The organism is Pullulanibacillus sp. KACC 23026, assembly GCF_029094525.1.
GTDB lineage: Bacteria > Bacillota > Bacilli > Bacillales > Sporolactobacillaceae > KACC-23026.
Map to the genome: position 1 here is coordinate 1961398 of NZ_CP119107.1, position 26821 is coordinate 1988218.

Below are 26821 nucleotides of genomic sequence, written 5' to 3' on the forward strand. Positions count from 1 at the left end.
TACTCAGCTGAAGTGGCCTTTTTGGCAATTAATGCGTAAATAGACCGATAACCAATTTTCAAATATCGGAATTAGACTATGGGGATTTTTATGGATAGGGTGATTAGGAAGGTCCATGAAAGTTCTCACAGATGTGGCCAGACCTTCACTAAGTAGAGGTGTGTACAAAATGATCTATCTTATTATAATCAAGGAAAAGCTTTTTGAATGGTCAGGAAAATATAGTTATATTATGTATGTAATAAGCTCACTTTGGGAATATTCCCCATATGGAAACATAAAAGGGGGAGCTTATGATTTTAAATAATGATCAATTAAGAGCGAGGGCGCATGAGTTCGCCCTAACTCATGAATTAACTTCCACCGGAGAGCTAGCCGCACGTTTTTGGCCAGGCTTTAATAGGGATCTGGCTACTCTCCATGAATTTGCGAAACTTCTACAGAACTACAATGTGGACTGTAAGCAGCCTGCGGAGGATTGGCTTCTGGACCATATCAATTTTATAGAGACACAAGCTCAGGTTGTTTATCGAGAATTGCCCAATACCAAGTTAAAAAGGCTGCCCAAGTTGAAAACAACTGGGTTACCAAGGATCTATGCCGTGTGCAATGATTACCTTGATCAAATGAATGGACACTATGATGTTGATTCATTTGAAAATTATATTATGTCCTTTCAGGAAGTTTCTGTTCTAAAGGATTCAGAATGTTGGACGTTACTCAGTGCCATGCGTGTCGTTATTATTCGCCGTTTGGCAGAAGCGATGAGGGAGGTAAGAAAACGACACGACGTGTGTCACTCGATTACGTCATTCATGAAGCAAATAGGCTCCAAAAATATGACTGATTCTAAAATAAGGGCCTTATTGGAACAAAAAACACGTAAAAAGCCTTTGGATCCAGTTGAAATTGTTCATTTTGTCCAACATTTAAGTGAGTGGGAACCCAATATTCGGATCGTTCATGATTGGCTTGCGGTCCATATTGAAACTAGTGAATCGAGCCTTGAACAAATGGTTTCGTTTGAGCATGAACTGCAAGCGGAACTTCAAGTGATATGTGGTAACTTAGTGAAAAGTTTGCACACTCTCGAGCGATTACCATGGCGTTTGAGTTTCACTAAAATTTCCCATATTGAAAAAATCCTTCTTTCCGATCCCAATAATGACTATAAACGTCTGGATATAGCAAGTCGTGATTTACTTCGTGGACGCGTCGCTAAAATTGCTGAACAACTGAACATTCCGGAAACGTTAGTGGCCCAGACTTCCATAAGGCTGGCAAAGTCTCGCCTAGAAGACGCGGACGCGGATCAAACAAAATTGATCCCTCGAGAAGCATGCCTTTCCTATTATTTACTTGATCCACATGGGACTACTATTCTAAGGGGAGAGCTTAGTAAGTTGGCCCGGCCTAGGAGGTTGCCTCATCTTGCCATACGAAGGCAACCATCATTGGTATATTTTTTAAGCTTCATTTTATTGTTTGTCGGTTTGATGCTAGTAAGTGGAAGATGGACAACATATGGGAGCGGGGTTCGGCCGATATCTTGGCTTGCTATTTTTGCTGCCCTGTTTTTACCTATCAGTGAATGGGTCATAACCATTCTCCATGAAGTAATAAGTAAATGTTGCCATCCTACTCCTCTCTTGAGATATGATTTTTCTAATGAAGTGTCCGAAGATGCCAGGACGATCGTCGTCATGCCGGTTATTTGGTCGAGTAAGGAAGAGGTGGATGATGTTGTGAATCAACTTTTGGTCCACTACCTTGCAAATCGGCAGAAGAACCTTCATTTTGGTATATTGGCAGACTTTTGTGATGCTCATTCTGAAACAATGCCAGGTGATGGCGAAATTCTCTCACATGCATTAGACCGTATTGACGAATTACAACAACAATACGGAACTGATAAATTTTTCCTGTTCCACAGGTCCCGAGTTTACAATTCTGTTGATCGTGTCTATATGGGCTGGGAGCGCAAGCGAGGCAAACTCGTTGAATTCGTTGAGCTTCTTTCCGGCAACAATCATACAAGTTATAAGACTATACTTGGAGAGACAACGATTCTGCAAAATATTAAATATATATTTACAACCGATCACGATACTTTGCTTCCGATCGGTGTTGTGAGCAGACTTGCGGGAACCATTCACTTCCCATACAATCGACCGCGCCTTAATCATGATGAAACACGCGTGATCGAGGGGTTTGGTGTCTTGCAGCCGCGTATAGGTGTAAGTTTTGAATCTACCCAAAGCTCAAGATTTGCCGCACTTTGGGCTGGAGAGCCAGGGATTGACCCATATGCTTTCGCGGTTTCGGATGTCTATCAGGATTTCTTTTCTCACGCGATTTTTGTGGGGAAAGGAATCTTTGATGTAGAAGCATTTCGAAAAACGCTTGTAGACCGTATCCCTGACCATTCTGTACTGAGTCATGATTTACTTGAAGGTGGATTTCTACGTACAGGGTTAGTTTCGGATATTGAAGTGGTTGAATCCTACCCAAAAACATACTATGCCTATGAGCAACGTGCTCATCGTTGGATCCGAGGAGACTGGCAGCTCCTCAAATGGTTAGGTATAAAATGTGAAGACCGTCATGGTGAAAGCAAGCAAATTGCCTTGTGCAGCCTGACTCGTTGGCAAATTGTTGATAATTTACGCCGGAGCCTGCGTGCACCTATCTATTTTCTAGTTGCTATTCTTGGGCTATTCGCATTACCAGGCAGAAGTTGGGTGTGGGAAACGATTGTGCTTTTAACGATTTTTCTTCCGTTTTTACGTGCACTTGCTTCAGCGGTGATGGGGAGAAGACTTAATCGATCCCTTGGTGTCAGTTTCATGCAGTGTGCATTACAGTTCATAACACTGCCATTTTCTGCTGTTCTATCGGCGGATGCCATTATACGCTCACTCTACCGCATGTACGTTAGTCGGCGTAATCTACTTGAGTGGGTCCCTTCTGCCTGGACCGATCGCGATGACACAACAAAGCATGTGTTCATGTTTGAGCCAGCGGGCTACATTGTTTCTGTCTTATTTGCCGTTGTCGCTTGGCTTTCAGACGATATTTTTGTGCGCGCTATAGGTGTAGCGGCTTTAATCCTTTGGCTATTAGCTAGACCGATCATCCAGAAATTAAATCAGCCACAAAAACCAAATAAGTATCCATGGATGGACGCGGCTGGTTCACAGCTCAGAGAATTAGCGTCCCAAATTTGGTCATTTTATGAACGGTATGTGACAGAGGATGAATCTTGGCTCCCCCCTGACAATGTCCAGTACCATCCACAGGAGATCATTGCTCATCGGACATCACCTACCAACATTGGGTTGTATTTAGCTTGTGTGGTTGCGGCCCGTGATCTTGATTTCATCGATACATCTGTGATGGTGAAACGTATTGAAGCCTCAGTAAAAACCGTTGTAAGGATGGAGAAATGGAATGGTCACTTACTAAACTGGTATGACACAGAATCTGCCCAGCCTCTATTACCTAAATATGTTTCAACCGTTGATTCCGGTAATTTTGTTGCCTATTTAATGGTCGTTCGTCAAGGATTGGCTGAATGGGGCAAACGAGAGAGTGATTTTAAGCCTCATATCGATTCTCTTAATAAAGAAATCAACGAACTAATTGAACAGACTAATTTTCAATCATTATATAACCAAGATGAACGTTTGTTCTCATTAGGGTATCATCTGGATTCAAATCAAAAAGATACGATTCTTTACGATTTATTGGCATCAGAGGCAAGACAGGCAAGCTTTGTTGCCATTGCCTTAGGGCAAATCCCAGTTTCACACTGGTTCTCATTAGGCCGAACGATGACCATTTCTGGCAAAGATAAGACATTATTATCGTGGTCGGGTACCATGTTTGAGTATTTAATGCCAAGTCTGATTATGCGCACATACAAAAATACAATTTGGGATTCCACTTATCGAGGTGTTGTTAGACTGCAACAAATGTATGCCGACCAATTTCAAGTGCCATTTGGAATTTCGGAAAGCGGTTACTATGCTTTTGACTATCAAATGAACTATCAGTATCGGGCTTTTGGTATTCCTGGACTTGGATTTGACCGTGGGCTTGAACATGATTTGGTCCTTGCTCCCTATGCTACGATTATGGCTCTTCCTTATGCGGGCAATGCAGGACTTTCAGCGCTAAAGAGGTTTGAGGATTTACAGGCTAAAGGAGACTTTGGATATTACGAGGCAGTAGATTTTACATCACAAAGACTTTCAAAAGGCAGCCGATATCAGGTCGTACAGAGTTACATGGCTCATCATCAAGGCATGAGTATGCTTACTCTTTGCAATTTATTGGCAAATGATATCATGATTAATCGATTTCATTCCGATGCTCGTATCTGTACAACCGACATGCTTTTACAAGAGCGCCTACCGGATAAAGCTGCCCTTATAGAAGAACCAATTGGGATCTATAAGAAGTTCACCTCTTTTGAAGAGCATTTTGACAGTTTGGAACGTAACTTTTATGAACCGACCCTCCTACCAGAAGTAAACATATTGTCAAACGGCCGTATGACGAGTATAAACACGAACAATGGTACTGGAATGCTCACATGGAATGGGATTGCTGTCACAAGATGGAGGGAAGATCCAGTTGTGGATACATCGGGCATGATGATTTACATCCACGAATTCCCTTCAGAAGAGACATGGAGCACATCGCGGTTCCCTTGCAATGCCATTCAGGATACAAAAGCCGTATTTCGTCTTGATAAAACTTCGTATGAAGGAGAGTATCAAGGCATCTCATCTAATCTTGAAATAACCATTTCCCCGAATGTGGACGCGGAAATTCGTCGCCTTCAACTCGTGAATAATAGTGATCAAGACCGTGTATTGGAAGTGACTACTTTTCTGGAATTAGCAATGGCAAACCCATCTGCAGTCAATGCGCATCCAGCGTTTAACAAGTTATTTATCGAAACCAGCCACGATGCCGCATCACAATGCTTATTGGCAAAGAGGCGGCCAAGAGAGGATAAAGAACAGGAGACATGGGCAGTCCATACTGTCTATGTTGACACACATGAAGTGGGAGACTATGAATTTGAAACAGATCGCGCCAAATTCATTGGCCGAGGTTATTCACTTAAGGAACCAAAGGCGCTATTTTCACGTCTGCGTGGACTTACAGGCTCTGTAGTGGACCCGGCGTTTGTCATGAGGCGCCGAATTCAATTGGCCCCGAAAGAATCAGCAACCGTCTATATCGTAACAGGTGTTGCAGAGAGTCGTGACAAAGCACTGGACATCATTCATCAGCTAAGTGAACCGAAGCAATCTGACAATGCCTTCCATTTAGCTTTGGTGCGTTCACAAATCGACCTCAGGCATCTGCATTTAACGCCGGAACAGGCAATGGAAGCCTATTTGTTGGCGGGGAGGCTCCTATTTACCCCGCCGCTCACTTCTTTGCGTCAGGAAGCAATTGAACATAATCGTTTGGGCCAGTCCGCATTATGGCCGTACGGAGTGAGTGGAGACGTGCCGATAGTGGTCGTTACGATTAAAAATATGGCCGATTTGCCATTCGTTCTGTTAATAACAAGACAACATCAGTACTTGTGCATGCTCGGATTAGAAATAGACCTGGTGGTGCTTGATGAGACCATAGGCGGGTACCAGGATCAGCTCATGAATCGCTTACGGGATGAGATGACTGCCATTGGGATAGGACAAATGAAACGAATGATCGGTTTGAAAGCATCACAGCTTGATGAGAATGTACGGACACTTCTAAAAGCTGTTGCTCGTGTATGGTTGCGGGCGGGTGGTCCAAGCCTAAAGGCACAATTACACGTTGAACCTATGACATTAAAGCCGTTAAAGCGGCAGCCTGCTGCAACACAAAAAGGTATTCAAAAGCAGTTGGCAACCAGTATTACGCCTATAGGGGAATTTTTCAATGGATGGGGTGGTTTTATTGAAGATGGCCAGGCCTATCAACTTTTCGTGCAAAACGGCTCTTATCTCCCTAGACCTTGGAGCAATATCCTTGCCAATCCAAGATTCGGTTGTTTAATTACCGATTTTGGCACAGGATATAGTTGGTGGCACAATTCGCGTGAGTGTAAACTCACCCCATGGACGAATGATCCAGTACTTGATCAGCCTGGAGAATGTCTCTATTTACGAGATCTCGTAACAGGTAAGGTCTGGTCTGCAACACCTAAACCGGCAGGAGCCGAACTGACGTATAAAGTCACTCATGGCAAAGGATTTAGCCGGTTTGAACAACTAGATGGTGAGATTACGCACACGATGGATACGGTCGTTCCTTTGGATGATACACTAAAAGTGGTCCAACTGCGCATAAGGAATAGTAGTAAGGTGCAAAAACAAATTTCCATTACGTATTACGCCGAATGGGTTCTTGGAGTTACTCGCGAGGCGCAAGCACCTTTCATTGTGACAGAATGGGATAAGGATCATAAGGCATTACTTGCTCATAACGCCTATCAGGAAACCTTTAGTGATGCTGTCAGCTTTATGCATATTTCTATTCCCGGGTCCAAGGATCCATCGGAACAGTTGTACTCTTGGACAGGTAACCGAGCGGAATTTATCGGACACGGAGGTTCATTAGAATCTCCAGCAGCACTCTTTGAAAAGGGACTGTCAAACCGCACAGGGTCATTCTCCAATACTTGCGGAGCGATCCAAACGGTTGTTGAAATACCCCCGGAAGATGAAATAACGGTAACCATTTTATTTGGCTGTGCAGCCTCAAAAAGTGAGGTTTATTCATTAATCGGACAATATGGTCGGCCTTCTTCCTTCAATGATACATTAACAAGTGTTAAACGTTATTGGCAGAATATCCTTGGACAAGTACAGGTTAAATCACCAGATCGTTCAATGGATATAATGATGAATGGCTGGCTATTATATCAAACATTGGCCTGTCGATTATGGGCCAGGACCGCTTTTTACCAAGCAGGCGGGGCATTTGGATTTCGCGATCAGCTGCAGGATTCACTCGCGTTTTTACATGCAGACCCTTCCATCACAAGGAAGCAAATACTTATCAATGCTGCACATCAATATCAAGAAGGAGATGTACAGCACTGGTGGCACGAAGAAACACACAAGGGAATCCGTACGAAATTTTCAGATGACTTACTTTGGCTTCCATACACTGTCTCGCGTTATTTAGAACAAACAGGTGATTACGAAATTCTTAAAGAAAACGTTCCCTTTATAAAAAGTGATGTTCTTAAAGATGAAGAATTGGAGCGTTACGAAGATACCGTAGTGTCTGAAGAAAAAGGGACCGTATTGGAACATTGCCTACGAGCCATTCGCCATTCCTTGAAATTTGGTGAACACGGAATCCCACTTATGGGAATTGGTGACTGGAACGACGGGATGAGCCGTATTGGAGCACAGGGACGCGGCGAGAGTGTCTGGCTGGGGTGGTTCCTTTTAGAAATTCTTAACAGGTTTATTAGACTTGAAGGGGACATCCTCTCGCCAAACGAAATTGAACAATTTGAAGAAACCGCACGCCAATTGGAGAACAACCTCAACCATAATGCTTGGGATGGTTCTTGGTTCCGCAGGGCCTTTACGGATGCTGGGACATGGATTGGGACCAATCGGAACAAGGAATGCCGAATTGATGCCATTGCACAGTCATGGTCAGTCCTTTCGAAGGGAACATCAGAAGACCGGCAGTCTCGGGCGATGGCATCGTTTGATCGCGAGCTTGTTGACCGCGATTTAAGCCTTGCTAAATTGTTAACAAAACCGTTTAATGAAACAAGCCCAAGCCCTGGATACATTCAAGGGTATCCGCCTGGAATTCGCGAAAATGGAGGGCAGTATACACACGGTGTGATATGGGGAATTGTGGCATGGGCGATGTTAAATCGTCGAGATAAGGCATTTGAGCTATTTTCCATGCTAAATCCCATCACACATACCCGCAACTTTCGAGACGTCCAAACGTACGAAAATGAACCATATGTTATGTCAGCAGATGTCTATACAGCTACTCCTCATCAAGGACGGGCTGGATGGTCCTGGTACACGGGAGCTGCGGGTTGGATGTACCAAGCGGGGCTGGAATATGTACTAGGAGTCAAGCTTCAAGGAGATCAGCTTTATATTCAGCCTTGTGTACCAGCCGAGTGGGATTCGTACACCATCGACTATAAATACCGAAAGACCACTTATTCGCTGAAGGTCTATTGTAAACAAGATCTTGGAATTCCAGTTAAATGGCTGGTCGACGGTAAGGACGCCGGAAAAGAGCCGTATTTGAAACTCGTGGATGACGGACAGGTTCACTTAGTAGAAGTTCATCTTGGTTTGCAGCATTTCAGACCACAGGAAAACAGGACACATGGTTAAATAAGAGAGACAATTGGCGATATGCACCCAATAAAGTGGACAGATGAACTAAACAAATCTGTTCAACTTTATTGGGGTTTTTTATGAAAAGGGATGAGTTCAAATGGGTGTCCTTTACACAAATGATGCACAGTACCTGGATTAACACCTGCTCAAATAACTAGGGAGCAATTTTGGTTATATTTGGTTTATAAGGAATCGGGCCGCTGCTTCTGAGCCTGAAGAGTTAGGTACACCTATAAAATAGGGTTGAGAGCAGGCAAGAATGGCGTTCATCGAGGGGATGAACGCCAAAATAAGTGGATGAAGCAGCTGTAAGGGCGTTCATCGAGGGTATGAACGCCAAAAAGAGGGAGTGAGGCAGCTGTAAGGGTGTTCATCAAGGGGATGAACGCCAAAATAAGTGGATGAGGCAGCTGTAAGGGCGTTCATCAAGGGTATGAACGCCAAAAAGAGGGAGTGAGGCAGCTGTAAGGGCGTTCATCAAGGGGATGAACGCCAAAATAAGTGGATGAGGCAGCTGTAAGGGCGTTCATCAAAGGTATGAACGCCAAAATAAGTGGATGAGGCAGCTGTAAGGGCGTTCATCGAGGGTATGAACGCCAAAAAGAGGGAGTGAGGCAGCTGTAAGGGTGTTCATCAAGGGGATGAACGCCAAAATAAGTGGATGAGGCAGCAGTAAGGGCGTTCATCAAGGGTATGAACGCCAAAATAGGGTTGAGAGCAGGCAAGAAGGGCGTTCATCAAGGGGATGAACGCCAAAATAAGTGGATGAAGCAGCAGTAAGGGCGTTCATCGAGGGTATGAACGCCAAAAAGAGGGAGTGAGGCAGCAGTAAGGGCGTTCATCGAGGGGATGAACGCCAAAATAAGTGGATGAGGCAGCTGTAAGGGCGTTCATCAAAGGTATGAACGCCAAAATAAGTGGATGAGGCAGCTGTAAGGGCGTTCATCAAGGGGATGAACGCCAAAATAAGTGGATGAGGCAGCTGTAAGGGCGTTCATCAAAGGTATGAACGCCAAAATAAGTGGATGAGGCAGCTGTAAGGGCGTTCATCGAGGGTATGAACGCCAAAAAGAGGGAGTGAGGCAGCTGTAAGGGTGTTCATCAAGGGGATGAACGCCAAAATAAGTGGATGAGGCAGCAGTAAGGGCGTTCATCAAGGGTATGAACGCCAAAATAGGGTTGAGAGCAGGCAAGAAGGGCGTTCATCAAGGGGATGAACGCCAAAATAAGTGGATGAAGCAGCAGTAAGGGCGTTCATCGAGGGTATGAACGCCAAAAAGAGGGAGTGAGGCAGCTGTAAGGGCGTTCATCAAGGGGATGAACGCCAAAATAAGTGGATGAGGCAGCGGTAAGGGCGTTCATCAAGGGGATGAACGCCAAAATAAGTGGATGAGGCAGCCGGAAGGGCGTTCATCAAGGGAATGAACGCCAAAATAAGTGGATGAGGCAGCCGGAAGGGCGTTCATCGAGGGGATGAACGCCAAAATAGGGTTGAGAGCAGGCAAGAAGGGCGTTCAACGAGGGGATGAACGCCAAAAATGTCTGATCGGTTGCCGCACTTTTTCTTGTAGAACAAATCGGTAGTTAGTCAAAGTGAAATTTTTACAAAATATGTGAAATTAAGGTTATAATTAACTTCTACTAGTTATAAAGGGGATGAGGAGAATTGGAAATAATTCAACAATGGGACCAGAGTGAGAGCGAGTTTATTCGAAAAAAGTTAATTGAATACAATATGGAAAAACTCCCAGATGATCTTAAAACGCCAAATGAAAACATAAGTTTTATTATAAAAGATGATGATAGAAAAATTGTTGGTGGAATTACTGGAAACATGTTTTGGGACCATTTACATATTGATTTTTTGTGGGTTGATCAGAGCGTCAGAGGGAAAGGGTACGGCAGCGAACTATTGAATAAAATGGAGGGATTCGCAAAAGAAAAAGGGTGTAGGTTAATTTATCTAGATACATTTAGTTTTCAAGCACCTGATTTCTATAAAAAAAATGGTTATGAGGTTTTTGGTATTCTTGAGGATCATCCAAAAGGATTTAATCAATATTTTTTACAAAAAAGACTTAGCAAATAGTAGTTAAAGAAACAAGTGCGATACTTGATAAGGTATCGCTGTTTTCTTATTCAGCAAGTGGTTCAGTTTGGATAATAACGGTATATCCCTTTTATTATTCGGTTGAGGCAATAGGTGATTTGAATGTAAATTAGGGTAAAAAAATGATTCAATAAGAAAGCTTTTTTACATCAAATGTCTTAGCGAGCATGCCGACCTCTAGACAATTATGGTGATTTTAGTCAAATTCCTGTGAAATCCCTTTAAAAAACCATATACAGAACCATCGAGTGGCCATAAAAGTTAAAAATAAACTCATCCATGTAAAATACCAGGTCCAATGCACATAAGTAATGAGCTTTGTGTATTTCTCGAAGATCACTTCGCTCACAGTTAGAACCGTGCAAAATGAGCAGTAGTATAGAAACTTTATTATTTTATTATGATCATTTGGATAAAACACATTAAAAATACTACAAATGATTGGGTAAAAAAAATATTCGTAGCTAAAGCTTGACCGATTAACCTCGGGAAAAAAACGGACTGGATAGCTGATCAAGCCAAACTCAATAACGATTAAACCTGTTACCCAGGTAATGGCTTGTTTAAACAAAAAAGCGACAACTGCTAATCGCCACTTATTTTTAGGAATGATAAACACGAATCCAATTGCGATGATCCATAAAATAATTAAAATAAATACTTCGTTTCTCATAGAAGGACCTGCTTGTCACTCTGGAATAGAGAGTGCTTTTTAAAAAACCATTTATATATCAAATTAGTAATGGCGTATAAACCAAAAAAATCTAGCCATGTCCAGTACCAGGCATAGTTTATGTAATTGATTAAATTTGTATTTTTTTCCAAAAGAACATCGAAAATAACTACAACTGAAATCCAGGCAGCTAAATAAATGAGTCGGATAATCAAATTTTTCTTTGGTTCAAAGATCATGTAATAACCACAAACAAAAGGATAAAAAAAGTAGTCAGTTGTTAAGGAGATATCTGTTGCTTTTGGTAATTCCCGTACTGGAAATGAATACAAATGTAAATTAACATGTATCAAAGAATTTAGCCACATTAAGGTTTGACACATAAGAAACGCAAATAGAAATCTCCGTCTACGTTTTTTTGGAACTATTACCACATATGAAAGAAGACTGCTAACCCACATTATAAGCATTATTAAATAATCAACTGACATCATTAAAAATCCTTTCATGAACAACTTAGTTTTAATTTATCCAATTTATCCTATCTATAATCTTGACCTAATTAAGAAAAGTAACAAAAGAAAAGTGGGAAATTAAGTCTGAATGACAATATAAATAGAGGCATCCTAGGAACTAGGACACCATTTTATAGGGTGAAAACATTAGGGTCTACTTGACTCCAGGCATTAGTCTTAATAGACGTAAGCAGCTCCAACAATAATTAAGAGGATGAACAGTACAACAATTAGGGCAAAGCCTGCACCCATTCCGTAGCCACCGCCGCCGTAGCAGCAGCCGCCACCCATTCCACCATATCCAGCCATTTAAGAGCACCACCTTTCACTTTAGATAATTTACTATATGGAAATACGCCATTAAGGATATGGACAAAAGTTTTTTATTAATAAAATAAACTGTTTTACTACATGGATCAAAAGGTTATGGGTACACGAATTTAATGAGCATTAATAACAAGAAAAAATGCTCCTATTTACTCAGGTGTGTCATTAAAAAGCGGTTTCTTAAACCATTTCTTATTTTTATTTAGATATTCTCTCCCTGCCCAGTAATTAGGAGGCTCGTAACCAATTAATGAATAATCGAGTTCATAACCATTGGTTGCCAATTGAATAAGTAACATTTTCTTGAGATCAGATGGATGAATGTCTTTTGTTTTGACAGTGATAACTTGAACTCCATGACGTTGCGGATTTCCCACAACGATCACTTGATTACCTTTTGTATAAACTTCAGTAACGTTTGTTTGAAACACAACAATATATAAGTCAAGGTCCGTTTTATTTTGAAAGGTTGGAAAATCAATTCCTATATTATGTTCGAAATCAAATAAACCCGAAAGTCCAATATCATAGATGGGGAATAAACGATGTTGTGCGAAATAAATCCTACTCGGAATAGAACTCCATCTCCCGCCTCCATAGGTGCTGTGCCACTGTTCTTGATAAACAGGACGCTCATAGGATGGATCCTTTTTAATTGTATTGAAGGGGATTTTTGATCCCGTTTTCAGGACTTCAGAAATAGGAAAGGTAGTTGAAGGGTATTTACCCTCCCATTCTTTTTCCTGTGGAGACTTATGAATAGTAACTGGCTTTGGAGGCTCAAGATCATTTAATCTATTTTCAAGTTCGGCGTATTTTTCATAAATTTCTTTTTCACTCGTTGAATTGTAAGAATGACTCTTAGCGTGAGTTAATGAACCAAAAATAAGATATAAAGTCATAATGCAGGCACCAATTGCAAAAACAACTGTTTTATTCATCAAAATCACCTCTAGTAGTTAATGTCTGAATAAAAAGGTCAAACTATTCCGGCTAACAAGACCAATTGTGGAAATATTGCGAGCTATTGTGCAAGAGGGTCACAATAATTGAATGTAGTCTAGTAGTGGAAGAAGAAATTTCAAAAATTGAAGGAATTGAAACGGTGGATGTAAGAAATTCCCACAGCTTTTTGCTGTATGGGGGCATAAATCACTTTTATCAACAGTACCGAAAAGTGTTTAGATTTTTTGCAAGATGCCTAGATAATGATTTACGAGCCCTTTACATCAAGAAAAGCCATTTGTTGCTTACATATCGAGTGAATAATGATACTATTAAAATAACTCACCGGATAATTTTTAACAGTTCGGTTTCATGGAAGAAGTTTTAACGTATAGAGGGGATGTTAGAAGTGGAAGTTCGACAAATGGCAACGGCCTTCTTAATTCACCAAGACAGAGTGTTGATGATGAAGAAAGCTAAGAGTAAAATCTTTCATTTTGAATTTTGGGGTGGAATTGGAGGCCATATGGAACCGAATGAATTGAATTATCCCATGGAAGCGAGTTACCGAGAAATTGAAGAAGAGACAGGAATTAAAAAAGATGACATTAAAAATTTTAAGCTTAACTACATACTACTTGAAAATAATAGCGGGGAAATACGTCAACAATATGTTTACTTTGGAGAAACAAGGCATATGAATGTTAGGCCTTCTGATGAAGGGGAACTATATTGGATATCTAAGAATGAGTTATCAAGTTTATATACCTCAAAAATGATCGGTTTAACTCTTGAGCACTATTTGACTCATACCAACAACACTCCTAACATTTTGCTTGGAGCCATGATGACTAATAATGAATCTAAACCAGAAATCCAATGGTCAATCATCAATGAGACTTTTGGGTTTTAGCTTTGACTAAAAGGAAGAGACAGAGTCCATTTAAAGGGATTAAGCTTTAGACTAATAAAGTGAAATAGTTTTCTTTTGATAAAATTAAGGCGGAGGAAGTTAAGATGGATACGGTTAAGCAGAATAGTAAGGCTTGGGATAAGAAAGTTGAAGAACAAGCAGTCTATACAAGGGCTGTTTCTACGGAAATGATTGAAAAAAGTAAATTAGGTGATTGGGAGATTACCGTGACGGCAGGAAAACCTGTACCAAGAAGTTGGTTTCCAAAATCACTCGTAGGCCTTAAACTATTATGTCTAGCTTCTGGTGGAGGCCAACAAGGACCGATATTAGCAGCAGCCGGAGCGGATGTAACCGTTACGGATATTTCTAGGAAGCAGTTGGAACAAGATGAATTTGTCGCAGAACGGAACGGTTTGATTTTAAGGACTGTTCAGGGTGATATGTCTGACCTCTCAGATTTTGAGGATGAAGAATTTGATATGATTATAAACCCTGTATCAAATCTTTTTGTAAAAGACGTCCATCCTGTATGGAAAGAAGCATCAAGAGTTTTAAAAAACAAAGGGATTCTTATTTCCGGCTTTACAAACCCACTCCTCTTTATTTTTGATGATGAAGAAGATAGGAAGGGAAATCTAGTGGTTAAAAACTCTATTCCTTCATCATCCTTGGATAATCTCACTGAAAAAGAAAAGGAAGACTATATAAAAGCCAATAAAACAATCGAGTTTGGGCATACGCTAGAAGATCAAATTCAAGGACAAATGGATGCTGGGTTTATACTCAATGGTTTTTATGAAGATGATTTTGGCGGAAGTCGACCATTAGATAAATATATTAAATGTTTCATTGCAACAAGAGCTATAAAGACAAGTATGGATTGATTGAGTGAGACAAAAAATGGAATAGGTGCTTTTATTTTCCAATCGAACAGAATACCCTGAACTGAAATTGTAATGTACAGTTTCTAAGCATTTGGTATTTTTTCATGGATCATATCGATAAACTAAAGGGGGAAAGATCCAGGGATTGTTTTTTAAATTAAATGTGTTAAAATGTTAGAAATATTAATACAAGTGATGATAGGAATCAGTAACTTTTTATCTCCCTGTTCAAGAGAGCTAATGGCGGTGAGAATTAGCACAAAGATAAAAGGTGAATTACCTCCTTGAACTTTCTTTGTGAAAAGTGTTCGGTAGCAAAGAACGGCTTAAAACCGTTACATTATGAAGTGGAAGAGCAATCTTCAATTAGGGTGGTACCGCGTTAACCACGTCCCTATTTAGGGGCGTGGTTTTAATTTTGGCAAAAATGGAGGAATTATAGTGGAGAATTTTATTGAGCAACTATCAAACGAGCAAAAGTTAGAAGTCGAAAGGCAATTGAATACTTACAAAAACGGGTCCCATGAAATGATTCCAGAATTGGAATTGAAAAATAAACTAGCTCGCTCTCTTCTCACAAATAAACCTCTTAGAGTAAAGCTTGGTCTTGATCCTTCTGCTCCCGATATTCATCTTGGTCATACGGTTGTCTTAAACAAACTAAAACAGTTCCAAGAAAACGGTCATATTATTCAATTGATAATCGGTGATTTTACCGGAAGAATTGGTGATCCAACAGATAAGACAGCTACGAGAAGACAATTAACTGACGAGGAGGTCAAGCACAACGCCAAGACTTATTTCGAACAATTCAGCAGGGTTCTTGATATGGATAAAGTTGAACTTCATTATAATTCTGAATGGCTATCCCGGTTGAATTTTGAAGATGTCATTCATCTTTCCTCCAGTATTACGGTTGCTCGGTTGTTGGAGCGAAATGACTTTTCAAATCGGTTCTCTTCGGGTAAACCGATTTCACTTCATGAATTCTTTTACCCGCTTATGCAAGGATACGATTCAGTAGCGCTTAAGACGGATATCGAACTCGGAGGTACTGATCAGCACTTTAATCTATTAATGGGTCGGCATTTACAAGAGCACTTTGGGGAAGAGAAACAAGTCGTGCTATTACTGCCATTAATTGAAGGCTTAGATGGCGTAGATAAAATGTCGAAGTCAAAGAATAATTATATCGGTGTAGACGATCAGCCTAATGACATGTACGGAAAAACAATGTCCATTCCGGATGTCCTCATAACCAAATATTTTGATTTAGTAACCGATCTAACACTAGAAGAAAAAAATAAAATTAAAGAAGGGCTAAAAAATGGAAAGCTCCATCCTCGCGATGCCAAAATGTTTTTAGCAAAGACAATTGTTAGCATTTACCATGGTGTTGAACAATCTGAAGAAGCCGAGACCTATTTTAGAGACGTATTTCAAAAAAAGGCAATACCTGAAACTATTCCCCTTATTAAGTGGAGTGGAACAAAGCAAATGCCTATTAGTGATCTACTTATGGCACTCGATTTAATAGAGTCCAAAACGGCAGCAAGAAAAATGATTCAAAATGGAGGAGTCCGTTTGAATCAAACTAAGGTTAAAGACAATCAATTAATGGTGGGCTTAGAAGAGGGATTAATCATTCAAATAGGGAAACGGAAAATGGTTCGAATCACAATGCAATAAACAACTTAGGGGTAATAATCCTTGTATACTTACATTGTTTGGCTGGTTTATGCTTTTTATTTGCTTTTTGGGTTTGTATTGAATTGCAGTCCCTTGGGCTTAAAACGAGCGATCCGAATCAAGATTTTACCAAGAATTGATAAACAATAAAGGGTGAAAGAATGAGTAGAGTTGGGAAATCAGTTCTTTGGTTAATTGTAGGAATTATAGGACTTGGCTTTTTATTTTTCTGTTTTAGTTTGTGGATAGCTTTTTTCAATGGTGATCAGTTTTTTATAAAAAGAGATTTAAATCATTTAATTCATAATCCCGTTGAAATTCAATCTGTTTCTAAAGACACTTTGACAGTTGATTTTTTCAAAAATTCCTCGAAAGACCCGAACATAAGTGATATTGAAGAAGAATTGGATCATAACAAGAAAGTTAACCACTATAAAGCTAAGGTCAATGGGAAGCCAGTTGACTTATATGTTCATGTGACTGGGTTCTACACTTTCTCTATAACCAAAATATCGGTTGATGGACTACCAAATTTGCCGGATTTCTATATGGATTAGTAATCAAAATGGGATAAACAGTTAACTGAATGTGGGATGCGGGCACTGTACCAGACAAGGGGCATTGTGGAGAGAAGAAAATGCCTTCGAAATATTCATGGATCATTTTTGGGATATTATGTAATATTAGAGTGAATTTATTAAAATAAACAAAGAGATTTTTGCTTTAAAATCTAGTACATATCATTGGACTTACTAAAATAAGAAATTAAAAGCATCATCTCAACTCAAAGAAGTGGAAGGGGAGATATTCCTGTGTCACTGAAAGCAGATCTTATGGCATGGAATGACGGAAACTTGAAAGACATTGATTTAGATGTTCTTCTTGAAGAAATGCTAGACAATATCGGGGCAGTTGATTCAGAATTACGTGATACTCTAATTTATAATGCTTTTGGGAAGCTGATTTTAGATGACTATTTAACAATCAAACAAATGGAATATATTTTAGAAGTTTGTCTAAAGAAAATGTATATGGATATTAGACAAAAAGAGAGCGATTCAGTTTTCACACGTTCTTTTTCATCGTTGGTTGTGGCACTTATCTTAGAAAAAGATAGACAAACTCGTTTCTTAGCTGAAAGTGTGGTTCAACGTATCATTGAAGAAAGTTGTGAGTACATAAAGCTTGAAGAAGATATTCGTGGATACGTTGAGGGAAAGGGATGGGCACATAGTGTGGCTCACGGCTCTGATTTACTAACGGAAGCCGTGAAGCATCCTTTGTTTCGAATCGACTATGTGCCTGACTATCTCAAAGCCATAAAAATGTGTTTACTAAAAGACAGGTTAAGAAATCATCCCTATATTGATGATGAAGATGAAAGACTTATCTTTGTCATAGAAGCCCTTATGGAGAAGGGTGTTACACAAGAAGAAATGAGTTCTTGGCTATTAGAGATTTCGGATTCATTAAAAGAAGTCTTCAAAAAGGAAGGTTTTAGTTTGCCATTTTTTCGGCTAATGACTAATTTCAGTCAGTTTTGCAGGACTTTTTATTTTAGATTACTGTTTAAAGATTGCTGCAAAAGCTTGAGAGACAACGTTGCTCATGTTCTAGAACAATGGCACAACCAATTGTATCAATCAGATGGAGCTTAGGGTAACCTCAATTTATTTGGCTGTTTTCCTAAATTCGTTGCCATTTGTTACGAAAATTATAAATCTTTAGAAATAAGTCATTTTTTATGCTAAGCTAAAAGTAAATTAGGAAAAGTACTCAAATTCATTTATATAAATAACAATAGTTAAGCTGATTTTAGTAGGGGGGAAGCAGTGTTGTTTCGTGACTTACTTCGGGGGCTATTTAAACGTAGTGAAGGCAATTTGGTTGAGCTAATAACTCTTTTTTTGTCGTATATAACAATAAGTCTAATTACAAAAGGCATCCATTTGGGAATAAATAATTGGTATTTAGCATTTTTAATAATTATTCTGTACACAATTATTTATATAATTTGTCTCGTGGTTATATCCTTTTTAGTTGGAGATAGAAATAGAAAAGTAAACAAAGGATACTTCCTACTAGTCTTTTTAGTCATTTCTATTATAAATACATTCATGAATTAGAGGATAGTTACAGAAGAATACTAAAATAATATTTGGAACGAATGATGCGAATGTCCAACTTCGCACGGGGCCGAGAGTTGGCTCGGAATCGTTTGAACTCAAACGGTACACGTTTTTTGCAAGTTAAGGATTTGGAATAATTGAATAAATGAACGAGTTTATACGAATCAAACAATTTTATAAAACAAGGAGTTGTATAAGAATGTGTGGGATTCGAGGCAAAGCTTCAAAGAGATTCAGAAATTCCTAATCATCGGCAACGTTTAATTAAAGCCATTGAATGTGATTTAGTTAGTGATGAAAATATACTGGCCATCTTTTATGGTGGATCTGTTGGAAATAACACGACTGATTTATATTCTGATATTGATCTTCGTATTGTCGTGAAAGATGACGCGTTTGAAAAGTATAGGTTAAATAAAAAACAAAGAGCTCGAAATTGGGGGCCAGTTCTGTTTTATGAGGATTTGCCTTGGGCGACACACAGTATCGCTCATTACGAGAGCTTCATAAAAGTAGACACGTTTTATTATAAACCGAAAGATATTCAACCATCTGTTTGGCTGCAGGACATTAAAATTGTGAGGGATACAAAAAGCCTTGTTATGAATGCCTTAATAAAATCAATGAGTTTGTCCTATAAACCAAGTGTTCAAGAAGTAGAAATTTGGAGAACCAAATTTTTTGCCTATGTTCACGAAGCCTATAGAAGAGTTATGAGAAAAGAAATTTACTATGCTCTGCATTGTCTTGATCAGATACGATTATCAATGGTTACAGCTTGGTATATGGAGGCAGGTCATCAACCTAATACTTTTGGGGATTGGGCAAAATTAGAAGGAAGTAGAAGTAAATTATGGGATTGGCAGCTCGAGCTTCTTGAAGCATGGCATTGCGGAAGAGATCCAATTGAGATCATGAATGTTATAAAGGGGATCCTTCCAGAATTTGAAAGTGTTCATAAAAACTTATGCAGATTAGTTGGATTAGCAGAAGACCGCGAATGGGTTGAGGCTGTATTCAACATGATTTTTTTAGGGTAGCTTCTGGCTGCCTTTTGATCTATATAACGGTCAATTGATGGAGGTCAAAATGAATACGGAAATTATTAAACAAAATAAGAAGAGCTGGAATACAGTTGCTCATCATTTTAATGGGAAAGATGCTTTGCCGAGTTATGGACCTTTTACTCAAACGGAAGAAGAATTAGGTTTATTTGGTGACCTAACAAATAAAAAGGTGCTTGATATAGGATGTGGGAGCGGGCATTCATTACGCTACATGGCTGAGAAAGGGGCCGGTGAATTGTGGGGACTGGACTTATCCGACACACAAATAGAGGCGGCGAGAGAAACGTTAAAAGGTCTGGAGCCTCGATTATTTTGTTCACCCATGGAAGTGGAGAATGGATTGCCTGAATTCTATTTTGACTATGTCTATTCCATTTACGCGATTGGATGGTCCACGGATTTAGCCACAACTTTTAAACTAGTTTATTCTTATTTAAAGCAAGGCGGCTGTTTTATATTTAGCTGGGATCATCCACTATACGCTCACCTTAAAAGTGAAAATGGGCAGCTCTATCTTAATGGGTCTTATCAGGATGAAGGCGTGATAACTTATCCAAATTTTAAAGGGGAAGACGCCCCGATGGCTATCCCAACAAGAAAATTAAGTACCTATATTAATGAATTGATCAAAGTAGGCTTTACAATAGAAGCGGTCATAGAAAGTGAAGTATCAGCCAATTATGATCCGATAAAGGAAGAGGTGTCAGATCGTTATTATTCTTTGTATAAGGCTAGGAAATTTCCGACTACTATGATCATCAAAGCTGTTAAAAAATGAAAATCGGTTTGGTGATACTTTCTGGTTGGGACATCCAATTTTACACAGATTATGGATGAAACCCTAATTTCAGGTCAAAGAATGCTCAACCCTCTCATGATCGAAGCATGTCTAAAAGAGTTTGGTTCATTGAAGCCTCCATCCCACGAAAAGGGCTCCGCTCACGCCATGATTGTGTGTATTGGAGCCCCCATCACACACAAAGGGCTCCACGCACGCCATGATTGTGTGTATTGGAGCCCCCATCACACACAAAGGGCTCCATTTACGCTAAGATTTGGTGTGTTGGAGCCTTCATCACACACAAAAGGCTCCACGCACGCCATGAATGTGTGTATTGGAGCCCTCATCACACACAAAGGGCTTCAGTCACGCTAAGATTATGTGTATTGGAGCCCCCATCACACACAAAGGGATCCACGCACGCCATGATTTTGTGTATTGGAGCCCCCATCACACACAAAGGGCTCCGCTCACGCTAAGATTTTGTGTATTGGAGCCCCCATCACACACAAAGGGCCTCAGTCACGCTAAGATTTTGTGTATTGGAGCCCCCATCACACACAAAGGGCTCCGCTCACGCTAAGATTTTGTGTATTGGAGCCCTCATCACACACAAAAGGCTCCGCTCACGCCATGATTTTGTGTATTGGAGCCCCCATCACACACAAAGGGCTCCGCTCACGCCATGATTGTGTGTATTGGAGCCCTCATCACACACAAAAGGTTCCGCTCACGCCATGAATGTGTGTATTGGAGCCCTAATCACACACAAAGGGCTCCGCTCACACCATGATTGTGTGTATTGGAACCCCCATCACACACAAAAGGTTCCGCTCACGCCATGATTGTGTGTATTGGAGCTCCCATCACACACAAAAGGTTCCGCTCACGCCATGATTGTGTGTATTGGAGCCCCCATCACACACAAAAGGTTCCGCTCACGCCATGATTGTGTGTATTGGAGCTCCCATCACACACAAAGGGCTCCAGTCACGCTAAGATTGTGTGTGTTGGAGCCCCCATCACACACAAAGGGCTCCAGTCACGCTAAGATTGTGTGTATTGGAGCCCCCATCACACACAAAGGGCCTCAGTCACGCTAAGATTTTGTGTATTGGAGCCCCTATCACACACAAAGGGCTCCACGCACGCCATGAATGTGTGTATTGGAGCCCCCATCACACACAAAGGGCCTCAGTCACGCTAAGATTGTGTGTATTGGAGCCCTCATCACACACAAAAGGTTCCGCTCACGCCATGATTGTGTGTATTGGAGCCTTCATCACACACAAAAGGTTCCGCTCACGCCATAATTGTGTGTATTGGAGCCCTCATCACACACAAAGGGCTCCAGTCACGCTAAGATTGTGTGTGTTGGAGCCCTCATCACACACAAAGGTCTCCAGTCACGCTAAGATTTTGTGTATTGGAGCCCCCATCACACACAAAGGGCTCCGCTCACGCCATGATTGTGTGTATTGGAGCCCCCATCACACACAAAGGGTTCCGCTCACGCCATGATTGTGTGTATTGGAGCCCTCATTCCAAGAAAAGGACTCCGCCTACGCTAAGTTCTGGTGCTTTGGAGCCCACGTTTGATCTTTTTTTTCCCAATTAATGGTTTAATAGTGTTAAAATTATAACAATAATAAAAACTTATGTAACTAATGATTATGACAGGGTAAGTTATGCTGTTCGGAATTAGCCTAGTATGAACCAATGCGAAGGGTGGAGGAGAATTGGATTATATAAACAGCCTGAGGTCAATGGTTGGAAACGAAAAGGTTTTAATGGTTGTTTCCGGGGCGATTGTTTTTGATAATGAGAATCGAGTGCTTATGCAAAGGCGTTCGGATAATGGGCAATGGGGATTTCCGGGTGGTTTTATGGAATTAGGTGAGAGTGTACAAGATACAGCCAAAAGGGAAGTATATGAAGAGACAGGGCTTCAATTAGGTCACCTTGAATTATTTGGAATTTATTCAGGACCGCAATATGACAAAACGTTTCCTAATGGTGACCAAGTATCCCCAGTTTTTATTTTATTTATTTGTAAGGAATTTAAGGGTGAATTGGTGGAAAGCAACGAAGAGTCGATGGAAAATAAGTTTTTTTCGCTAAAGGAATTACCCGATAAGATCTTTACGGAACATCAGATGTTAGTCAACGATTTACTCTCACAAAAACCGCTTCCGATTATTGGTTCATTATGATCCGATTAAAGCGCGATTTTACATGAATGAACAAAGCCTTAAGATACAGGGGAGGCAAACGCATGGCATATAATCCTGAAAAAATAAGTCTAGAGGAGGCGAGTAGATTCGGAATAAAGGTGAATTTTGAGCTTATGGATAATGGCCAAAAGAGGTATAAGTTAGATGGTCCGGAGGGGAGTTCGTATTGTCGAACAGTCGGGGCTGAGACGGGTTCTTGGCAGAATAGTCATTATCACAAGGAACTTTCTGAGTTATATGTTGTTCAATTTGGTTGGATTGTCTTTGCCGAAATGAATCCAAACGGAGAGTGTCATTTGCGTTTTTTACGAGAAGGGGAGACTGTCACCGTAAAATCTTTTGTTCCTCACACTATTTTTATGAGCTCAAATGCGGTTACCCATACGATTAAATATGGAGATGTCCGTTCAGGTATTGATTGGTTCGCTTATGAGAAATTAGATGAGTTTACTCATAAATCACTGAAATCGAGTTATTGAAATTAAGGGATTAGCTTTCGGGCACAACTAGTGCTTAGAGAGTTTAATAGGGATGTCAAGTTCAAAGGAGCATGATATGAAATATATTTTATTAGTTATCCCACTCTTTTTTTACAGAACTATATTTTTGCATGTTAATATCAGCCTTTATAAGTTTGAACAACTGATAAACCTATTAATTATTTTTATTTTATTAATTTTATTGTTAAGGCACACTGCCTTGCATCATCTCTTTGACTGGTTAATTGGTGTTTTGTTCGTCGTTTATTTTTGCATTTTGTATGACGAAACGATCCATTTAACTGGAATCTTTTTAGTGTTTGATCATGGAATGTCTAATTTTTCTTTAAACAATGCTCAACACGTATTTGCCACGGTCAATCTCATTCCATTAAAAGGGATAATCAGTGTAATAAAGGGAAGCCCATCTTATTTCTATGCGTTATATCAAGTAGTTGGAAATGTGCTGATGCTTGCCCCTCTTGCTTTTGCGATGCTCTACTTTAAATGGACAAAACGTTATAAACAGACCATTTGGGTTTCATTTATTTGCAGTGTCGGAATTGAAATCATCCAGTTTCTACTAGTTTTCTATTACGACGTATTTAGTCTAGGTATGAATAGAAGCGTTGATATTGATGCTCTTATTTTGAACACGATTAGTGCCGGAATTGGAATAGGTTGTTTTTACATATGGTCACAAATAAAAATTTCAATGAATAAGGGACAGCCGCCTACGATTAAATCAATTCATTAATCTAAGCTCTCGTATAAATTACAGGGTTTATGACGTTTTGACTTCTGAAATTCTTGAAGTTCTCTATAACGGTGAGGAAACAAGTAGTTTTCATGAAAAGCTCTTCTTAGTGTATAACGAATTTTTTCAAAAAAAAGAGAGTGGCGAACCACTCACCTATTATTTTTCGCATTGCTATATTTAGTTATCTTTCAACCAATTCTAGCTTCTCACCATTCGGACCTTGGAAAAAGGCGATTTTAACCGTGTCATTTAAAATGCTTCGAGGTGCTTCATCTACTAATTTGACGCCTGCTTCTTTAAGACGTAAGAGTTCAGCTTCAATGTTTTCAACAGTAAAGGCCAAGTGATTCACGATTCCTTCGTTTTCTGACTTGCCTCCGCAGACAAGTTCAACCTCTACACTCGGCTGCTCTGGGAAGTATAAAAAGGCAAGCTCAACCGTATCATTTAACCACTCTCTATGTCTTAGCTCTAAACCAAGGGTGTTTTGATAGAACGCTAAAGACTCATCCATGTCATTCACCATAATCCCGACATGTTCCATTTTCACAACGCATTCCTCCTAAATGAAACTAGTATGTATCTTACTTTTATATAATAGTCTATTTTTGACTGTTCTAATAGTAGAAAATTCAAATCCTCAGGGCGGTTGATTGGGAACTTTTTGTCTTCTATACAATTGCTGTGATAGTGGCAAGACTTGTTATGGGATTTGGAAAGCGTGAAAAATAGAGAGGCTTAAGTTTATTCTTCTTTAAATCCAAGAAGAGTTAAATCTAAATGAAGTACTGAAAGGAGAAGGTTTTAGTTTATCATTTTTTCGGTTAAGGGCTCATTTTATTAACTTATTATAAGAGTTGGTTTATAGGTGAATGTAATTGGAACGTTTTTGCTTAGTACTAGTCTTATTATTTTGTCTTTGGCAGGTGTTGATAAGCTCCTATGTACGATTAGCGGCTACGGAAGCAGTTGGGTCTCTTACTTGACTTGTGTTTTAGGAATAGTTGTCTTTTTAACCGGATTAGGGGTTCTTTGTAGAGGTTTAATAGCTGAGATATTGGACTTATCAGGTGATGATACATTTAGGAAGTAGCGACTGCAAGATTGTAAATTAACGGAGCTGCATAGTTTGGCGGGAACTTCTGTTTGGTCTTTAGCCAAGCCAATCTGATTGCATCAAGGGGTAAGATTGGGGGGGATTATGAGTATTGATACGGTTGTGAACACTTATTTTATTCTGTTGTTAGTCGGGGCAATCATTAGTTTTTTGGTGGGTGTGGGACTTACGAAAAAACTTCAAAGCGTCGCTAAAGGGTACTTCGCGTTGTTCGGTTTGAGTCTTTTAGTACTGATTGCTTTGGTTCTATGGTTTCAATCGGCTTCTGCGGCCTTATATATCGGAACCATTCCTTGGTTATTGGACCAAGCCGTTGCGATTATTGTCTATCCGTTTTATCTCTTGATCACCTGGTTCTTATTGAAAATGATTGCAAAGAGAAGTCTGTTGAACGATGTGCGTTAGTTGGAAGAAGGCGTGGAAACTTCCAATCTGTATGCTTTATAAGGGGGAGAGCCTACAATGAAACACTCATTTATATTTGATATGGATGGAACACTTTTTCAAACAGATAAAATTTTAAATTTAGCGCTTGAAGAGGCCTTTGATCACTTACGGTTACGAAATAGATGGGATGGAGGAACCCCTATTGATAAATACCGTCAAATTATGGGTGTACCTCTACCAAAAGTATGGGAAATCTTGCTCCCTTATCATTCCAATGAAGAAAGAGAACAAATGGATGTCTATTTTCAGGAAAAATTGATTGAAAATATAAAGAATGGGAAAGGAGCCTTATATCCTAACGTAAAGGCTGTTTTTACCTATTTAAAAGAACAAGAGTGTTCCATTTATATAGCAAGTAATGGGTTATCCGAATACTTGCAAACCATCGTCAGCTATTATCGGTTGGATGATTGGGTGACTGAAACGGTTAGTATTCAACAAATCCATTCATTTAATAAATCCGATTTGGTTCGAAGTCTTTTGGATAAATATAATATTACTCATGCAGCCGTAGTTGGAGATCGGTTATCGGATATTAGCGCTGCCAAAAACAACGGATTACTAGCCATTGGCTGTCATTTCGATTTTGCAAAAGAAGAAGAACTTTCTCAGGCGGATCTTGTCATACATGACTTAATGGAATTAAAAACGATTTTACCTAAATTGTAAGAACCAATTAACCGATAAGGAGCGGCAAATAGATATAAAACTTTTTGGGGGAGAGGGTTATCATCGGAAATTCAAACATTTGTCTTTCGAGTGGTCGGCTGCATTTACGAGAATTTAAGGAAGATGACTGGGTGGCTGTTCATCAGTATGCCTCTCAAGACATCGTTTGTCGCTATCAGACTTGGGGACCTAACCGTGAAGAGGACTCGAAGGCATTTGTAAATCAAGTGATGAGTGCGGCCATTCAAGAACCGAGAACAAGATTTGCTTTTGCTATTATTTATGATTCGTCAATGATTGGTGCCGGGGAATTAACGATTAGAGATTCCATTAACAAAGCCGGTGAAATGGGCTATATAGTAAACCCAAATTATTGGGGGAAAGGAATTGCAACAGAGGCTGCAAAACTATTGATTCATTATGGGTTTGAAACACTTCAACTCCACAGGATCTATGCCACCTGCGATCCAAGAAACATTGGATCGGCCAAAGTTTTAAAAAAGGTTGGGATGACCCAGGAAGGGAGAATGCGTGATCATTTGTTAATCAAAGATGGATGGAGAGATTCATTGCTACATAGTATCTTAGAACACGAATGGAAGAAACAATGAAGGCTACTTCTTTCATAAACAATGTTTCGTTTTTACAAAACAGTCAGCGTGAATCTGGTTATT

General features: G+C 39.8%; 23 protein-coding genes and 1 other annotated feature. Of the genes, 18 read left to right on the forward strand and 5 right to left on the reverse strand.

Annotated features, from left to right (window positions below; translation table 11 throughout):
- Positions 1-293: 293 nt before the first annotated feature.
- The 4 genes from PU629_RS09275 (at position 294) to PU629_RS09290 (ending at position 10494) form a co-directional block, all read left to right on the forward strand.
- Positions 294-8399: a glycoside hydrolase family 94 protein gene (locus PU629_RS09275; RefSeq protein ID WP_275283987.1), complete on the forward strand. Its 8106-nt coding sequence runs from the start codon at positions 294-296 to the stop codon at positions 8397-8399.
- Between the two features lie 663 nt (positions 8400-9062).
- Entirely contained in the window at positions 9063-9185 is a 123-nt protein-coding gene (locus PU629_RS09280; RefSeq protein WP_275283988.1) for a hypothetical protein, read from the forward strand.
- A 345-nt stretch (positions 9186-9530) separates the two neighbouring features.
- The gene (locus PU629_RS09285; protein ID WP_275283988.1) at positions 9531-9653 is read left to right on the forward strand and encodes a hypothetical protein; all 123 of its coding nucleotides are present in this window, start codon (positions 9531-9533) and stop codon (positions 9651-9653) included.
- A 418-nt stretch (positions 9654-10071) separates the two neighbouring features.
- Positions 10072-10494, forward strand: coding sequence for a GNAT family N-acetyltransferase (locus tag PU629_RS09290; RefSeq protein WP_275283989.1), 423 nt, complete (start codon positions 10072-10074; stop codon positions 10492-10494).
- A 217-nt stretch (positions 10495-10711) separates the two neighbouring features.
- On the opposite strand, the gene PU629_RS09295 is transcribed toward PU629_RS09290, so the two are convergent.
- The 4 genes from PU629_RS09295 to PU629_RS09305 form a co-directional block, all read right to left on the reverse strand.
- Positions 10712-11188, reverse strand: coding sequence for a CBO0543 family protein (locus tag PU629_RS09295; protein WP_275283990.1), 477 nt, complete (start codon positions 11186-11188; stop codon positions 10712-10714).
- On the reverse strand, positions 11185-11697 hold the full coding sequence (locus tag PU629_RS22570) for a CBO0543 family protein (protein ID WP_481900485.1): 513 nt from the start codon (positions 11695-11697) through the stop codon (positions 11185-11187). The genes PU629_RS09295 and PU629_RS22570 overlap by 4 nt, the downstream gene beginning before the upstream one ends.
- A 183-nt stretch (positions 11698-11880) precedes the next feature.
- Positions 11881-12012, reverse strand: a complete 132-nt coding sequence (locus tag PU629_RS09300) for a YjcZ family sporulation protein (RefSeq protein WP_275283991.1) — start codon at positions 12010-12012, stop codon at positions 11881-11883.
- A gap of 167 nt (positions 12013-12179) precedes the next feature.
- Positions 12180-12971 (reverse strand): hypothetical protein, encoded by a 792-nt coding sequence (locus PU629_RS09305; RefSeq protein WP_275283992.1) that lies wholly within the window; start codon positions 12969-12971, stop codon positions 12180-12182.
- A 404-nt stretch (positions 12972-13375) separates the two neighbouring features.
- On the opposite strand from PU629_RS09305, the gene PU629_RS09310 reads away from it, so the two are divergent.
- The 10 genes from PU629_RS09310 to PU629_RS09355 all read left to right on the forward strand — a co-directional run bounded on the left by PU629_RS09310 (position 13376) and on the right by PU629_RS09355 (position 23911).
- Entirely contained in the window at positions 13376-13888 is a 513-nt protein-coding gene (locus PU629_RS09310; RefSeq protein ID WP_275283993.1) for an NUDIX domain-containing protein, read from the forward strand.
- A gap of 104 nt (positions 13889-13992) precedes the next feature.
- On the forward strand, positions 13993-14775 hold the full coding sequence (locus PU629_RS09315) for a class I SAM-dependent methyltransferase (protein WP_275283994.1): 783 nt from the start codon (positions 13993-13995) through the stop codon (positions 14773-14775).
- A gap of 186 nt (positions 14776-14961) precedes the next feature.
- Positions 14962-15174, forward strand: a binding site (T-box leader).
- 42 nt (positions 15175-15216) lie between these two features.
- Positions 15217-16464 carry a tyrosine--tRNA ligase gene (gene tyrS, locus PU629_RS09320; RefSeq protein WP_275283995.1) on the forward strand — a complete coding sequence of 416 codons (1248 nt, stop codon included), beginning with the start codon at positions 15217-15219 and terminating at the stop codon, positions 16462-16464.
- A gap of 161 nt (positions 16465-16625) precedes the next feature.
- Positions 16626-17021, forward strand: coding sequence for a hypothetical protein (locus PU629_RS09325; protein WP_275283996.1), 396 nt, complete (start codon positions 16626-16628; stop codon positions 17019-17021).
- Between the two features lie 255 nt (positions 17022-17276).
- The gene (locus PU629_RS09330) at positions 17277-18122 is read left to right on the forward strand and encodes a DUF2785 domain-containing protein (protein WP_275283997.1); all 846 of its coding nucleotides are present in this window, start codon (positions 17277-17279) and stop codon (positions 18120-18122) included.
- A gap of 674 nt (positions 18123-18796) precedes the next feature.
- Positions 18797-19633: a hypothetical protein gene (locus PU629_RS09335; RefSeq protein WP_275283998.1), complete on the forward strand. Its 837-nt coding sequence runs from the start codon at positions 18797-18799 to the stop codon at positions 19631-19633.
- A 49-nt stretch (positions 19634-19682) separates the two neighbouring features.
- Complete coding sequence (locus tag PU629_RS09340) at positions 19683-20438, forward strand: class I SAM-dependent methyltransferase (protein ID WP_275283999.1); 756 nt, start codon at positions 19683-19685, stop codon at positions 20436-20438.
- Positions 20439-22180: 1742 nt separating this feature from the next.
- A complete protein-coding gene (locus tag PU629_RS09345; RefSeq protein WP_275284000.1) occupies positions 22181-22654 on the forward strand; it encodes an NUDIX hydrolase in 474 nt (157 codons plus the stop codon).
- 62 nt (positions 22655-22716) lie between these two features.
- The gene (locus PU629_RS09350; RefSeq protein WP_275284001.1) at positions 22717-23154 is read left to right on the forward strand and encodes a hypothetical protein; all 438 of its coding nucleotides are present in this window, start codon (positions 22717-22719) and stop codon (positions 23152-23154) included.
- A gap of 52 nt (positions 23155-23206) precedes the next feature.
- A complete protein-coding gene (locus tag PU629_RS09355) occupies positions 23207-23911 on the forward strand; it encodes a VanZ family protein (protein WP_275284002.1) in 705 nt (234 codons plus the stop codon).
- 184 nt (positions 23912-24095) lie between these two features.
- On the opposite strand, the gene PU629_RS09360 is transcribed toward PU629_RS09355, so the two are convergent.
- Complete coding sequence (locus tag PU629_RS09360; RefSeq protein WP_275284390.1) at positions 24096-24458, reverse strand: VOC family protein; 363 nt, start codon at positions 24456-24458, stop codon at positions 24096-24098.
- A 324-nt stretch (positions 24459-24782) separates the two neighbouring features.
- On the opposite strand from PU629_RS09360, the gene PU629_RS09365 reads away from it, so the two are divergent.
- From PU629_RS09365 to PU629_RS09380, 4 genes are all read left to right on the forward strand, one after another.
- Positions 24783-25007: a hypothetical protein gene (locus tag PU629_RS09365; protein ID WP_275284003.1), complete on the forward strand. Its 225-nt coding sequence runs from the start codon at positions 24783-24785 to the stop codon at positions 25005-25007.
- Between the two features lie 108 nt (positions 25008-25115).
- Positions 25116-25436, forward strand: a complete 321-nt coding sequence (locus PU629_RS09370) for a hypothetical protein (protein ID WP_275284004.1) — start codon at positions 25116-25118, stop codon at positions 25434-25436.
- Between the two features lie 57 nt (positions 25437-25493).
- The gene (locus tag PU629_RS09375; RefSeq protein WP_275284005.1) at positions 25494-26147 is read left to right on the forward strand and encodes an HAD family hydrolase; all 654 of its coding nucleotides are present in this window, start codon (positions 25494-25496) and stop codon (positions 26145-26147) included.
- A gap of 77 nt (positions 26148-26224) precedes the next feature.
- Positions 26225-26758 carry a GNAT family N-acetyltransferase gene (locus tag PU629_RS09380; protein ID WP_275284391.1) on the forward strand — a complete coding sequence of 178 codons (534 nt, stop codon included), beginning with the start codon at positions 26225-26227 and terminating at the stop codon, positions 26756-26758.
- Positions 26759-26821 lie beyond the last annotated feature (63 nt).